Origin of the sequence: Sphingomonas sanguinis (assembly GCF_019297835.1) — a bacterium.
Taxonomy (GTDB): Bacteria; Pseudomonadota; Alphaproteobacteria; order Sphingomonadales; family Sphingomonadaceae; genus Sphingomonas; species Sphingomonas sanguinis_D.
Map to the genome: position 1 here is coordinate 210,079 of NZ_CP079203.1, position 14,816 is coordinate 224,894.

Here is a 14,816-nt window from a genome sequence, read left to right on the forward strand (position 1 = left end):
CGATTTCGCCGACGCCGCTGGTATCGGGAACCGTCCATTTGCCACGCGAGCTGCACGGCCGAGCGCTTTGCAAATGCCCCTGCGTGCCGTGTCGCAACTGCTCTCGACAACCGGAGTTCAGTCGATAAGTCTGAGCCTATGCTGATCGATTAATATGATCTTACCGGCATGAATAATCGATTGGACAGATTTTAGTCGAATGCGGCACCTTCGTATCCAACGTAACATGGTGGAAAGAGGACACCGAGATGGCCGATTATGAACAGCCCAAGAGCGGCGGCTGCCCGATGGGCGGCAAGGGCGGCGGCGAGGTGAAGGCGCGGTCGCTGCTGGGGCGGACCAACAAGGACTGGTGGCCCGATGCGCTGCCGATCGACATGCTGCACCAGCACGGCATCTCGCCCGATCCGATGGGCGAGGATTTCGACTATGCCGAGGCGTTCAACACGCTCGACTATGCCGCGCTCAAGGCCGACCTGCTTGCGCTGATGACCGACAGCAAGGCGTGGTGGCCGGCTGACTATGGTCATTATGGTCCGTTCATGATCCGCATGGCCTGGCATGCCGCCGGTACGTATCGCGTGACCGATGGGCGCGGCGGGTCTTCGTCGGGCCAGCAGCGTTTCGAGCCGCTCAACTCGTGGCCGGACAACGGCAACCTCGACAAGGCGCGTCGCCTGTTGTGGCCGATCAAGCAGAAATACGGCAAGCATATCAGCTGGGCCGATCTGTTCATCCTGGCGGGCAACGTCGCCATCGAGAGCATGGGCGGGCCGACCTTCGGCTTCGCGGGCGGCCGCAAGGATGTCTATGCGTCGGAGGGTGACACCTTCTGGGGAGCCGAGGAGCTGTGGGTCGATGAAGGCGCGCAGACCCGCATCACCGAGGAACTGCCCGAGCTGGAGGGGCCGCTCGCCGCGATCCAGATGGGCCTCATCTACGTCAACCCCGAAGGTCCCGGCGGCAATCCCGACCCGCTGACCTCGGCGCGCGACATGAAGGCGACGTTCCAGCGGATGGCGATGAACTCGGAAGAGACAGTCGCGCTGACCGCCGGTGGCCACGCCTTCGGCAAGGCGCATGGCGCCAAGCCCCCCACGGGCTTCAAGAACCCTGCCGCGGAAGCGATCCACCAGCAGGGTCTGGGCTGGCTGACCGACAGTGATGAGATCGGCCAGGGGCATATCACGACGTCGGGCATCGAGGGTGCCTGGTCGAACAACCCGACCAAGTGGACTGGCGACTATCTGCGGCTGTTGTTCAAGTATGACTATGAGCTGACGCAGAGCCCGGCGGGCGCCAAGCAGTGGACCCCGGTCAACCCGGACCCCGAGGACATGGCACCCGACGCGCGCGATCCGAACAAGCGCGTGCCGACCATGATGACCACCGCCGACATGGCGCTGAAGATGGACCCCGAGTTCCGCGAGATCGCACTGCGCTTCCGTGACGATCAGGCGGCGCTGGACGATGCCTTCGCCCGCGCCTGGTTCAAGCTGACCCATCGCGATATGGGGCCGAAGATCCGCTATCTCGGACCGGAGGCGCCCGAAGAGACGCTGCTCTGGCAGGATCCGGTACCGGAAGGCACCGCGCCGTCCGACGCCGCCGTGGCCGCGTTCAAGGACGCGGTGCTCGCGAGCGGACTGACGGTTGCGCAACTGGTCAAGACCGCCTGGGCTTCGGCATCGACCTATCGCCGGTCGGACCATCGCGGCGGCGCGAACGGCGCCCGCATCGCGCTGGCGCCGCAAAAGGACTGGGCGGTCAACGAGCCGGAACAGCTTCAGAAGGTGCTCGCCAAGCTGAACGAGCTGCGCGGCGACCTGTCGCTGGCCGATGCGATCGTGCTGGCCGGTTCGGCGGCGGTCGAGAAGGCGGCGCGCGATGCCGGGTTCGACGTGTCGGTCCCGTTCCTGGGCGGTCGCGGTGACGCGACTCAGGAATGGACCGATGTCGAAAGCTTCAAGTGGATGGAGCCGCAGGCCGATGGTTTCCGCAACTATCTGAAGACTCGCAACCCGGTGAAGACCGAGGAACTGCTGCTCGACCGGGCGGCGCTGCTGGGATTGTCCGCGCCGGAAATGACCGTGCTGATCGGCGGCCTGCGCGTGCTGGGCGCGAATGTCGGCGACGCTCCCGAAGGCGTCCTGACCGATCGTCCGGGGCAGCTGACCAACGACTTCTTCGTCAACCTGCTCGACAATGATACCTTCTGGGATCTGGTCGATGCGTCGAGCGACGAGAAGTTCATCGGCTATGACCGTGGCGGCCGTCAGGAAAAGTGGCGCGCGACCCGCACCGACCTGATCTTCGGCTCGAACTCGCAGCTGCGCGCGACCGCCGAAGTCTATGCCGAGAACGGGCATGAGGAAAAGTTCGTGCGCGACTTCGTGCGGGCATGGGTGAAGGTGATGAACGCCGATCGCTTCGACGTGACCTCGAAGCCGGTATCGGCCAACCAAGCCAGTTAAGCCGGTCGGTGCAATCAGGGGGCGTGGCGTGCCCGGACACAGGTCCGGCCGCCACGCCCCTTTTTTGTTTCTGCTTCCCGTGTCGGATCGTAGCGCATTTGCCTCTCCCATGATGGGGAAGGGCAGCCATCCAATTTATGCGGTCGCGCCGCCATCGATGTTTAGGGTCGTGCCGGTGATATAGCTTGCATCCGGCCCGGCAAGGAACGCGACGGCACCCGCAATCTCCTCGACCTTGCCGTAGCGGCCGAGCGGGATGGCCCCCAGCACCTGCCCGGCGAAATCGCTGTCGGCGGGGTTCATGTCGGTGTCGATCGGTCCCGGCTGCACGGTGTTGACCAGGATGTTGCGCGACGCGAGGTCCTTCGCCCAGCCGCGCGCCAGTGCCGCGACCGCCGCCTTGGTCGCGCTGTAGACCGTGGTCGCGGGGAAGGCCATCTCGCCCGAGATGCTGCCGATCAGGATGATCCGGCCGCCGTCGCGCAGATGTGGCAGGGCCGCGCGGGTGCCGACGTGCAGGCCCTTCACATTGACCCCGAACTGGCGGTCATAGGTTTCGTCGGTGTCCTCGGCGATGGAGGAGAATTCGGCCACCCCGGCATTGTGGACGAGGATGTCGATCCCCCCCAATGCCGCGGCGGCCTGTTCGACGCCCGCACGCTGCGAGGCCGGATCGGCGGCGTCGGCCTGAAAGGCGAAGGCGGTGCTGCCCGCGCTCTCGATCGCCGCCACCGTGGCGTCGGCTGCCGCCTTGTTACCAGCATAGGTGATCGCAACCGCCGCGCCTTCGGCCGCCAACCGCTTGGCGATGGCCGAGCCGATGCCGCGCGATCCGCCGGTGACGAGCGCTGTTTTGCCCTGAACTGACATGTGAATTCTCCAAAATTCTGGCCCGCGATCACGGCATCGTGCGCTGTCGGCAGGATGGGAGATGGGGTGATGGTTCAACAGTTCAATAATGCCGAACTATTAAATTTGCGGGGATACCCTATATCGACGTCATGCCCCGCTTCACCCATCCCCGGCTGGAGGACGTTCCGCTCGATCTGGCGCTGCATGCGCTGGCCGATCCCAATCGGCTGGCCATGGTGGCGCGTCTCGCCGCGACCGAGCGGTTGAGCTGCACCGACGCCGCCCCGTGCGAGTCCATCCCGAAAAGCACGCTGTCCAACCACTTGAAATTGCTGCGCGCGGCGGGCTTGATCGAGACGACGCAGGCCGGGCGCGAGATGATCAACACGCTGCGACGCGCCGAATTCGACCGGCGCTTTCCCGGTCTGCTCGACGCGGTCCTCGCCAACCGGGCCGCATGATTATCGACCGATTGCAGCTTCGGGTGCGGTCCGCTGGCCGAACAAGGGCGTCAGCGGGTCGCCGATCAGTCCGCTGACCATCGCCGCCTGGATGCGCGTCGCGGGCCAGAGCTTCGACAACGGCCCAACGATACGGTCGCGCACGAAGGGGATGACCCGGCTGTCGGACTGGTAGACGGGGGTGAACAGCGCGGTCAGCGCCTGATAGAGGCGGACATGCCGCCGTCGCATCGCGATCGCCCGGTCGAGCGCCGATGCGAGGTCCGGCGACCTCCGCAACGCCAGCGCCAGCGCATAGGCATCGAGCAATGCCATGTTCGCGCCCTGTCCCAGTTGCGGGCTGGCCGAATGCCAGGCGTCGCCGATATGGATTATCCCCGTCTCGGCAGGCGCCGAGAGCGTGCGATGCGCATAATGGGCGAAAGTCAGTTGATCCGCCGATCCGATCTGATCGAGCAATCCCTGCGTTGCCGGCCATAGCGCGGACACCTCGGCCTTCCAGGCCTCCAGCCCGGCCTCCCGCCATGCGGCGAGACGGTCCGCGCGCAATGACCAGAAGAGCGCCGCTTGTCGCTGCTGCTCGCCGGGAAATCGCCCGACTGGCAGCACGCCGACCATTACGCTCGCCCGCCGATACCGCTGTTCCAGTACGCCGGGATCGAACCCGGCATCGGCGGGCCAGTCGAACGTCCCCCAAAGCGCTCCATAGGCCAGCTTGCGACCAAAGGGCGGCGCGAGCGGCGTCCGCGTGCCGAGCGCGTCGACGATCAGGTCGAACGGCCCGATGCGGCGTCCTCCCGCCAGCCGCAGGAGCCGGCGTCCGCCTGCCGCCAGTTCGCTGGCCTCGATGGCGCAGCTCGTTTCGATCGCGATCCCCTCGGCCGCGATCGCCCGATGCAGCAGGGTGAACAGGGCTGCGCGATGGACGCCGACCCCGAAGCCCGCCCGTTTGCCGAGTGCGGCATAGCGCACGTCGAGGACGACCCGGCCGCTGCTTCCCGCCTCGCCGTGAAGACGGTCGACCCGCGCGCCATGGTCGAGCAGTGCCTCGGCCAGCCCCAGTTCGCGCAGAACGGCAAAGCCGGTCGGTTGGATCATCAGCCCCGATCCGACCGGGCGGGGCGCATCGAACCGCTCGAACAGCGTGACATGGTGGCCGTCGCGATGCAGCAGCAACGCTGTGGCGAGACCCGCCGGACCACAGCCCGCAATGGCGATGTGAAGACGCTGCATCACGCCAGCCTAACCGCGATTGGCCGCGTCGGCATCATCTTTGACAGAAACGAACCGGTGGATGCCGATCGCGTCGAGAAAGCGGGTGTCGTGACTGACCACCAGCAAGGCCCCATCGAACCCCTGAAGCGCGCACTCCAGAACCTCGATCGATTCGATGTCGAGATGGTTGGTCGGCTCGTCGAGGATCAGCAGCCAGGGCGGCCTTGGTCCCGAAAGCGCTGCTGCCAGCCCCGCCCGCAGCCGCTCGCCGCCCGATAGCGTGCCGACGATCCGCTGGGCATCGCGGTTGCGAAAGGCGAAGCGCGCACAGACGGCATGGGCCGCTTCCTCGTCCCATGCGGGATGAAGGCGACGCATATTGCCGACGATCGTATCACCGGCGTCCAGCAGACCGACATGCTGGTCGAGCATGGCGATCCGATCTCCGCGCCGCCTTACAGTGCCGGTATCGGGCGTGAGGTCTCCCGAGGCCAGGCGCAGCAGCGTCGATTTGCCCGCGCCGTTACGTCCGGTCAGCGCGATCCGCTCCGGACCCCGGATCGTCAGCGACCAAGGACCCAGGCGTCGCTCGCCGCGCATGACGGTCACTTGCTCGATCATGAGCAACTCGGCCTGCGACGGCAGGCCCGTGGCGGGCAGGTCGATGGTCAGCGGCGTCAACACCTCGACCCGCGCCTGGGCATCGTTGCGCGCCTTTACCGCCTCCTCCATCTGTCGTTCGGCGAGGCGGCGGCCCTGACCGCCGCTGTTTTCCGCCCGCTCCGCCTGGGCGCCGAGCAGGATCTTCGGTTCCGATCCCTTGGCGGCGAAGGCGCGTCCGGCCTTGTCGCGGCGGTCCTTCGCCTCGCGCGCCGACTGGGCCGCCAGGCGGGTGGTGCGAAGCGCGGCGTCGGTGCGGGTGCGTTCGGCCTCGGCAAGCGCGCGCTCCGCGTCGCGCGCGGCGGCAAAGGCCGACCAGCCGCCGCCGACGATCCGGGTCCCGATCGGGCTAAGCTCGACGATACGGTCCATGGCTTCGAGCAGCGCGCGGTCGTGGCTGGCGACCAGCAGGCCGCCACGCCAACCCGCGATCCAGCGCCCGATAGCGGCTCGCCCGTCGGCATCGAGATTGTTGGTCGGCTCGTCGAGCAGCAACAGGTCGGGCTTGGCGATCGCCAGCCGCGCCATCCCGATCCGCGTGCGCTCGCCGCCGGACATACTGCCCATCGCGCGGTCGAGAACGACGCCGTCCAGGCCGACCTCGGCAAGCGCGACATCGATCGTGGCCGGAAGGGACCAGTCGGCGGCATCGAAGTCCGCCGCATCACCGTCACCGGCCTCGATCCGTGCCAGAACCGCGAGCGGTTCCTGAACGCCGAGCGCTTCGGCGATGCTATCGCTCTCGCGCCAATGCTGGACGAGCCGGTCGACCGTACCCGCCCGATGGACGGTGCCCGACAAGGGGGCGTCGCCAGCGGCGATACGCAGCAGCGTCGACTTGCCCGAACCATTGCGCCCGACCAGGCCGATGCGCTCCGCACCGACCGACAGGGTCAGGTCTTGGAAAAGCAGTCGGCCGTCAGGCGTGGCGGCGGAGAGATCGGAAAGTGTGAGGAAGCTGGACATGGACACCGTGACGGACGCGGAGGGCAGGGCGGTTGGCGCTGTTCTTCCGGTCATTCACGGGCGTGGCTCCTTCGTTATCGCCACCCTTATAGCGGATGCTGGCCGCTCACGCCACCCGGCGCCGGAGTCAGCCAAGCGTGGCCAGCATCACGCACTGCCTCTTCCTGCGCCGTTTGCGGCTCCCCCCGATCGGGTTAGAACCGCACCAGCGCCCCGATATAGTAAGCGCGGCCGTTGACGAGCTCCTCGCTGAGCAGGCCGAAAGCGGGGCCGGTGACGCGGGTCGGGCGGTTGTCGGACAGGTTCTTGCCCTGCGCGACGATGGTCAGCGCGCGGGACAGCTTCACCCGGATCTGGGCGTCGAAGATGTCGCTGGCCTTGTAGCGCACGTCCTGCGTCGGATCGGTGGTCGAAGTCGTGATGAGCAGCGGCGATAGGTGGTTCCACGCGCCCTGCACCGTGATCGGGCCGAGCGTGTAGAATGCGCGGACATTGCCGACCACATCGGCGCTCTCGCTCAGGCTGGACAGCTGGCGGCGCGTGCCGTTGGCCATCACGATCGATGGCGGGGTGGGATCGAGCAGTGTGATGTTGGCGGAAAAGCCCAGGCCGTCGAGCGGGTGGGGCAGGAAGCGCATGCGAGTGACGACGGCGTTCAGTTCCACGCCCCGGATGACGGTGCCGCTGGCATTGATCGGCTGGATCGTCGTCACCTGGGTGGTGACGCCGTTGAAGGGCTGGAGCGCGGTGTTGCTGACGGTCAGGATCTCGTCCTGGACGCGCTTGATGAAGCCTGCCGCCGAGAACATTACGTCGCGATTGACGTAATATTCCAGGCTGACGTCGTAATTGTCGCTGCGGCGCGGGCGGAGTTGGGCATTGCCGGTCCTGATCGTCACGAAGCTGGTCGTCGAATTGATCGAGATGGTCTGCCGCCCGGCCAGATCGCTGTAATTGGGACGCGCCAGGGTGCGGCTATAGGCGGCGCGGACGCGCAGGGCATCGGTCGCATTCCAGTCGAGCTGTGCCGAGGGTAGCCAGTCATGATAATGCTGGCCCTGCTGTCCATAGGTCAGCTGGGTCGCCTTGCCTCTCGTGGTGAGAGCGTAGGAGCCGGTCGACAGGTCGGTGGCCTCGTAACGCACGCCGCCGGTCAGTCGTAGCGTGTCGAGTGCATAGCGGCCCATCACATAGGCGGCCTTGATATCCTCGGTCAGGGTGAAGTCGGATTGCAGCCCGGTCTGGCTGTCGGTCGGATCGGCGGTGAACTTGCCCGGATTGGCGTTGACGAAGCGGGTGACCGCGGCGGGATCGAGGAAGATCATGCGCTGGCCGTTGCCGTTATAGGGCGTGTAGCTTTGCGGTACGACGAACGGCGTCAGGCTGGTGGCGCCCGAAGCGGGCGTATAGCCCATCACGTCGCGATCGTAGCGGCGGTCGAGGAAGCGCGCATACAGGCCCGTTGCAAATCCGAAACCGCGATCGTCGGCACCGGTGTTGACCTGAAGATTGGCGCGTCCGGTCAACGCCTTTTCCTTCTGATCGTCGGGTGCGACCTGATAGTCGTAGATAGCGTAATTGGCCGGATTGAAGACATAGTCCGGCTTGGCGAAGTTGAACTGCGGAAAGCCGCCTGGCGTCAGCGTATAGCCATAGGCCAGGTTCGCACCCGATGGCGCGCGGAAGACCGACGTCGTCGCATCCTGATGATAGGTGGCGATGGCATAGTTAACCCCGAAATCGGCCAGCATATGGCTGGCCGGAGTCAGTTCGCCGTGGAAATCGGCATATTGGATGCCGCGCTTCTGGAAGAAGCGGGCGTCGTCGACCTGTGCGTAATTGCCGCTCGCCACCGTGCCGCTGGTCGCGGTGACGCCGGTGATGTTGGCGAACTTGCCGGTCGCGGCCGTTACCGAGGTCTGCGGCGTGACGCTGTTCGCCTGCCGGTCCTCGTCATTTGTGTGATAGAATTTGGCGACGGTCAGCGCGCCCTTGAACATCGCATGATCGTCGAACTCCAGCTTGGCGAAGCCGCCATAGCGCTGGCGCAGATTGTCATATTGCAGCCAGCGGCGGACCGAGGGCACGACAAAGGCATCGGCCGCATCGGTGGTCGCTGGGTTGAGCTTCTGGCCCGTCGTGGGATCGACATAGAGCGGGTTCGTGCTGGCCGGGTCCAGCGATGCGCTGACCCGGCGGAAATAGCTGCCCGCGACGACGATGCCGAATTTTTTGTCCGGGCCGAAGGTCGTCGCGCCGACCAGCTCCGCCTGGCCCGAGGGCAGGTTGCCGCCGCGCACCCGCTGGAAATCCCAGCGGCCGATGTCGAAGCGGCCGCCCAGGAACGGCTTGCCGCCATTGTCGAAGGCGCTGCGGGTGCGCAGATTGGCGATGCCGCCGATCGCATTGCCGTTCATCGCGGCGGTCATCGACTTATAGACCTCGACCCGAGCGGCGAGCGAGGAGGGTATGACGTCGAGCGAGACGTTGCGGCGGCTGATCTCGTTGGCGGGCAGCGGCACGCCGTCGATCTCGACCAGATTGTAATCCGCGTTGAGGCCACGGATCGACAGGAATTGCGCTTCGCCCCGCCCGTTATTCTGGATCGTCGAAATGCCGGGTACGCGGGTCAGCGCCTCGCCCAGCCCAAAGTCGGGCAATGTGCCGATCTCGTCCGCGCTGATGCTGTCGGAAATGACGTCGATGCTGCGCTTGGCGGCAATGTCCTTGATCGCCTGAAGCCGGGCGCCGGTGACGACGATGTCGGCGTCCGTCCCCTTGTCCGACGACGCGGTCGCCTGCACCATCTGCGCGTAACCAGGCACGGCGAGCGCCGACGACAGCAACGCCAGGGTCCTTACCGCAAATACCGCTTTCATCATCTTTCCCCTCTTTCCCCGAACAGGTCGAAGGCCTATTAAGCACTATGAGTGACATATCTATGACGAGGGGTATGAAGACGTGCCATCGTCATCCATGAGGTCGGGAAAGATGCTGAAATTCCGTATGTTGATCGCGGTGGTCGGACTGGCGGCGAGTACCGGCGTGGCCGCTGCCGACCGGCTTTATGCCTGTGGTGACGACCGGATTCGCGAATATGCGCCGTCAGGAGATCAGGCTCGCCAGATATGGCAGTGGACCGCATCGGACGCAGTCGACCTGCCCACCGCCTATCGCACGACGATGCTTGCCCATATCGACGACTGCAAGCCGGTGGAGGGGGGCAGGGCGATACTGGTGACGGCCTCGACCGGCGGGGTCGTGCTGATCGATCGGGCGAGCGGCAGGGTCCGGTTCCGGGCGACCGCGCCCATGGCGCATTCGGCCGATCTGCTGCCCGGCGGCTATGTCGCGGTTGCGCTGTCGATCAACAAGGACGGCGATCGCCTGCAACTCTACAAGCTGTCCCGCAGCGAACAGCCGCTGTTCAGCCTGCCACTCCCCTCGGGGCATGGCGCGGTGTGGGATGCGAAGCGGCATCGCTTGTTCGCCATGTCTCACGACCTGATCCAGGCATTTTCCTTCCATACGGGCGCTGCCGGGCCGCGCCTGACCGAGACCGCACGCTGGACGTTGCCGGGGCGGCGGGACGGCCACGACCTGTCGCCGACGCCGGAGGGCGATTATGTCGTGACCACCGATGACGGTGCCTGGACGTTCGATCCGGGCAGCAGTCGCTTCACGCCGATCCCCGCCCTCAACCCCAAGCTGCGGGTCAAGGCGGTCAGCGTCGCGCGGGATGCCATGGCATGGGTGCAGGCGGAGGAAAGCTGGTGGGCGCATGGCTTCACCGTCGCCGACCGGGATGCCAGCGCACCGCGCCGGTTCGAGACGCCGGGGTTGAAGCTCTACAAGGTCCGCTGGCTTCCGTGAAACGGCACGGGGCCGCGCCGCTGGTCGGTTGACATCGGCGCGGCCACACGGTCTTTCCCCATCATGAGCGCGATCACCGCTGGCGGGTTTCCGCCCCAGTTCCTGCGTGAGGATGGACGGCGCACCGCGACCGCGAACGAGCGGGTCGTGATGGAGCTGTTGTCGCGCCAGGGTTCGGCCAGCCGGGCCGATCTGGCCCGGTTGACGGGGCTGGCGCCGCATTCGATCACCCGGCTGGTCGAGCCGCTGATCGCGCGCGGCCTGCTGAACGAAGCGCAGCCGGTCGCCGTTGGCGTCGGCAAGCCTGCCGCCAAGCTGACGCTCGATGGTGCATCGGCCTTTGCGGTCGGGCTATCGGTGATGACCGACGCGGTCTCGCTGATACTGCTCGACCTCGCCGGTGAGGTGCGCGCGGCATCGAGCGAAAAGCTGGCTGACATCGAAATTCGTGGTGCCTGCCGTCAGATACGCGGCATGATCGACCGGACGATCCGCCAAGCCGGGCTGGACCGGTCCAGGCTGGTCGGGATCGGGATCGGCGTGACCGGCTATTTCATCGGCGACGGCGCGCGGTTGAACCCGCCGCGCCTGCTCGACCCATGGGCGCTGGTGCCGCTCGACACCATTCTGGCCGACGCGCTGGGGCAAAAGGTGTGGATCGACAATGACGGCAATGTCGCCGCGATCGGCGAGGCGATGCTGGGCCATGGCCGGACCATGCGCGACTTCGCCTATCTCTATTTCTCCGCCGGTTTCGGCGGCGGCGTCATCTCGCGCGGGCTGCCCTTGCGCGGGCGGCATGGCAATGCGGGGGAGTTCGCATCCATCCTGCCGCTGGACTGGCCCCAGCCCAATCTGGAAGTGCTGCGGTTGACCTTTCAGGACATGGGCACCGCCTTCCCCGACCTGCATACGATGCTCGGCGCGTTCGACGTGAACCATCCCGCCGTGAACGCCTGGCTGGAGCGCAGCCTGCCGTCGCTCAATCTGGTCGCGTCCGCCATCTCGGCCACGGTCGATCCGGGGATGATCGTGCTGGGCGGGCGCCTGCCCGCGTCACTGGCGCAGCGGATCGCCGAGCGGATCGTAATCACCAATCCCGAACGTCGCGGCCATCATCGCCCCGCCGCCGCGATCGTGTCGTCCTCGATGGAGGGCGATGCCGCCGCCATCGGCGCGGCGACCTTGCCCCTGCGCGCGGCATTCTTCGATCCGGAGGCCAGCGCGACGCCGCTTGCGGGTTGAGGACGATAGGGACGGGGGCATCGATCATCGACGCCCCCGTCAGTCGGACAAACTCAGCGCGTGAAGCGCAGCCCGACGAAGAAGGTCCGGCCGATCACGTCGTAGACGCCCGCCTGATAGCTCAGCTCGAAATTGGCACCGCCCGCTTCGGCACCTGGAATGCGCGGAGGCTTGCGGTCGAAGGCGTTGTTGAGGCCGCCCGACAGCTCGATATTCTTGTTCAGGCGCACCCAGCCGAAGAAGTCGTTGTAGAAGACGTTCGGCGTGAAGACCGGATCATATTTGGCCGAGGTGATCGTGCTCGCGGCCTTCATCGGCGAGAAGTGGCGCAGCGTCCAGGTCGTGCCCCAGTTCTCCTGCGTATAGGTGGTGCGGATCACGCCCTTCCAGGTCGGGCTACCGAACACGCCGCGATATTCGGTGACGGTGTTCGGGTCGCTCGGGTCCAGCGTATAGCGGCGGTTGAGCAACCGGGTGTAGTTGGCGTTGATCGACAGGTTGCCAGCCCCCGCGCCGAAGCCCAGCCGTTCCAGATCGGTGGCGTAGTTCAGCCCGAAGTCCAGGCCGCGCGTCAGATACTGCGCCAGATTCAGCTTCTGGGTGACGACCGACTTGATGTTGTTGCCCGCATCGCGCGTGACCAGCGAGCAGAAGACGTTGCTCAGGCTCGGCTGGTCGACGCATTTGTCGATGAGGGTCTGCGCACCGAAGGCGTCGATCGCGTTGCGCAGATCGATATCGTAATAATCGACCGTCAGCGACAGGCCGTGGATGAAGCGCGGCTGGAGCACCGCACCCACCGTCAGCGTCCGCGCGGTTTCCGGCTTCAGCGCCAGATTGCCCTTCGAGATGATGTCGCGGTAGATCCAGTAGTTGCTCAGGTCGGTCGGCTTGATCGCTGCGCAATTGGCCGCGGTATATTGCGTCCGGGTGATGCGGTTGGCCAGGTTATAGGCGTTGCAAGGGTCCGTGACCCACATGCCGCCGACGCTGCTCGCGGTGAACAGCTCGCCTATATTGGGGGCGCGCACCGCCTGGCCATAGGTGGCGCGGAAGCGGATGTCGCGGATCGGCGCCCATTCGCCGCCCAGCTTCCAGGTCGTGGTGCGGCCCGCCGTGCTATAGTCCGACAGGCGTACCGCGCCGTCGACCGACAGGCTGTCGAAGAACGGGGTGGCGCGCAGGATCGGCGCATGGAGTTCGCCATAGGCTTCCTTGACGCTGTAATTGCCGACCAGCGGCATCTGCGTCACGCCCAGCGTCGGGTCGTAGCGCGGGCTGTCGGCGTTATACTCCGCCGCGACGCCGATATCGTTGCGCTCCTTGCGATATTCGGCGCCGATCACCGCCTGCACCGGGCCACCCGGCAGGTCGAACAACCCGCCCGAGATATAGCCGGAGGCGACCTGCTGGGTCATGACCGACTTCGCCCAGCTCGACGTGTACTGGATATAGTTGATCATCGGCTGGGTCAGCGTGACGAACGGATTGATCGGCACGCAGCCGTCGCCGGGGCTGGTCAGCGTGCTGCGGCAGACCGGGTTGCCGGCCGCGTCGGTCGTCGAGTCGAGCCCCTGATACCAGCGGGCATAGGAGGTCGCGTTGAAGTCGCGCACCTGCTGTTCGGACCGGCCGTAAGAGTAATAGGCGGTGTAGTTCCAGTTGTGCGCCAGCAGGCGGAAATCGCCCTCGGCTCCGGCGACGGCCTGCACCATCTTGCGGCGATACTGGGTTTCGGGCGTGCCGACCTCCATGACGCGGCGCGCGAAGTTGACGCCGCCCGCGGGGATCGTGCCGCCGGCCGCCGCGACCATCTGCGAGGTGATATAGGGGCTGTCGGCGGGAACCGCGTCATAACCGAAGGCGGTCAGCGGGGCATAGGCGGCGGTCGAGAAGTTGCGCGAGAAGCTGACATTGCCGAACAGCTTGAACGCCTCGCTGAAGTCGTAATGGCTGGCGAGGCGGGTGGAGAAACGCTCGGACGGGACCGAGAGCAGCCAGCCGTCATAGCGGCCATGATATTCGCTGCCGTCCCCGGCCAGCAACGTGCCCAGCGCTTCGCTGGTATTGGCCATGTTGACCGGTTGCGGATTGAGGAACCCTTGTGGTCCCAGATTTGGCGCGCGCAACGTACCGTTTGCGGCGACGGCATAGAGCTGCTTGTTCAGGATCAGCTGCGCCGAGTTGGAAGAGTAGATGTTGAAGTTGCCGTCATAGATGGTGTTCTTCGACGCGGTCTTGGTCTTGCCGTAATAGGGATAGCCCTGTGCCGTCCAGGGTCGGTCCGCGCCGCTGATCCCCTCGGGCTGATTGTCGTAGAAGGTGTAGAAGGTGACGTTACCACGATTGTCGGCGAAATTGGTGCCCGCCAGCAGATCGAACCCGTACTGGTTCATATCGTTGCGGGTCGACGCATTGTAGCGGACGTTCGATTCCAGCCCCTGATAATTCTTCTTCAGGATGAAGTTGGCGACGCCCGCCACCGCATCCGCGCCGTACAGCGCCGAGGCGCCGCCGGTCACGACCTCGACCCGCTCGACCAGGCTGGAGGGGATGTTGCTGAGATCGACCGCCGAGGTGCCGGGGATGGCGGGCACCTGGCGATGGCCGTCGACCAGCACCAGCGTCCGCTGCGTTCCCATGCCCCGCAGATCGAGCGCGTTGATGCCGGCATTGCCCGCCAGATTGCTGGTCTGGTTGGTCTGGGTGATGGCCAGCGCCGGGAGCTGGTTCACGACATCGGTGATCTGCTGCGATCCCACCGACCGGATTTCGGCGGCCGTGACCACCGCGACGGGAGCGGGGCTGTCCTTGGCGTCGCGACGAATGCGCGAACCCGTGACCAGCACGTCGCCACTGCCATCGCCATTATCGCTCTGCGTCTGTGCATCGTCCGTCGAACGCGTCGTCGTCTGTGCGCACAATTGCTGTGCGAAACACGCGCAACCCAGCATCAACGCCGTGCGAATCGCCTTTTTCCGATCGATCATGTCGCTTGCCCCCTGCTGATGTATTTCGTATACAGAATATAGTCGTCGACGGGGTGTCAAGTGACGTACTGTTCAAAAAG

The 14,816-nt window shown here is 65.7% G+C and carries 9 protein-coding genes; 4 read left to right on the forward strand and 5 right to left on the reverse strand.

Annotation, left to right across the window (positions count from 1 at the left end; genetic code table 11):
- Positions 1-248: 248 nt before the first annotated feature.
- Positions 249-2,474: a catalase/peroxidase HPI gene (gene katG, locus KV697_RS00920; protein ID WP_219019722.1), complete on the forward strand. Its 2,226-nt coding sequence runs from the start codon at positions 249-251 to the stop codon at positions 2,472-2,474.
- A gap of 135 nt (positions 2,475-2,609) precedes the next feature.
- Here the strand turns inward: katG and KV697_RS00925 are convergent, their stop codons facing one another.
- Positions 2,610-3,344: an SDR family oxidoreductase gene (locus KV697_RS00925; RefSeq protein ID WP_219019723.1), complete on the reverse strand. Its 735-nt coding sequence runs from the start codon at positions 3,342-3,344 to the stop codon at positions 2,610-2,612.
- Positions 3,345-3,475: 131 nt separating this feature from the next.
- Between KV697_RS00925 and KV697_RS00930 the strand changes: the two genes are divergently transcribed.
- The gene (locus tag KV697_RS00930; RefSeq protein ID WP_219019724.1) at positions 3,476-3,787 is read left to right on the forward strand and encodes an ArsR/SmtB family transcription factor; all 312 of its coding nucleotides are present in this window, start codon (positions 3,476-3,478) and stop codon (positions 3,785-3,787) included.
- On the opposite strand, the gene KV697_RS00935 is transcribed toward KV697_RS00930, so the two are convergent.
- From KV697_RS00935 to KV697_RS00945, 3 genes are all read right to left on the reverse strand, one after another.
- The gene (locus KV697_RS00935; RefSeq protein ID WP_219019725.1) at positions 3,788-5,020 is read right to left on the reverse strand and encodes an FAD-dependent oxidoreductase; all 1,233 of its coding nucleotides are present in this window, start codon (positions 5,018-5,020) and stop codon (positions 3,788-3,790) included.
- 9 nt (positions 5,021-5,029) lie between these two features.
- Complete coding sequence (locus KV697_RS00940; RefSeq protein WP_219021153.1) at positions 5,030-6,628, reverse strand: ABC-F family ATP-binding cassette domain-containing protein; 1,599 nt, start codon at positions 6,626-6,628, stop codon at positions 5,030-5,032.
- Positions 6,629-6,822: 194 nt separating this feature from the next.
- Complete coding sequence (locus KV697_RS00945) at positions 6,823-9,507, reverse strand: TonB-dependent receptor (RefSeq protein ID WP_219019726.1); 2,685 nt, start codon at positions 9,505-9,507, stop codon at positions 6,823-6,825.
- A gap of 112 nt (positions 9,508-9,619) precedes the next feature.
- Here KV697_RS00945 and KV697_RS00950 point away from each other — a divergent pair, with 112 nt between their 5' ends.
- Both KV697_RS00950 and KV697_RS00955 read left to right on the forward strand, forming a co-directional pair.
- The gene (locus tag KV697_RS00950; RefSeq protein ID WP_257575499.1) at positions 9,620-10,501 is read left to right on the forward strand and encodes a DUF6528 family protein; all 882 of its coding nucleotides are present in this window, start codon (positions 9,620-9,622) and stop codon (positions 10,499-10,501) included.
- Positions 10,502-10,564: 63 nt separating this feature from the next.
- Positions 10,565-11,746 (forward strand): ROK family transcriptional regulator, encoded by a 1,182-nt coding sequence (locus KV697_RS00955; protein WP_219019727.1) that lies wholly within the window; start codon positions 10,565-10,567, stop codon positions 11,744-11,746.
- 53 nt (positions 11,747-11,799) lie between these two features.
- Here the strand turns inward: KV697_RS00955 and KV697_RS00960 are convergent, their stop codons facing one another.
- Positions 11,800-14,736 (reverse strand): TonB-dependent receptor plug domain-containing protein, encoded by a 2,937-nt coding sequence (locus tag KV697_RS00960; RefSeq protein ID WP_219019728.1) that lies wholly within the window; start codon positions 14,734-14,736, stop codon positions 11,800-11,802.
- Positions 14,737-14,816 lie beyond the last annotated feature (80 nt).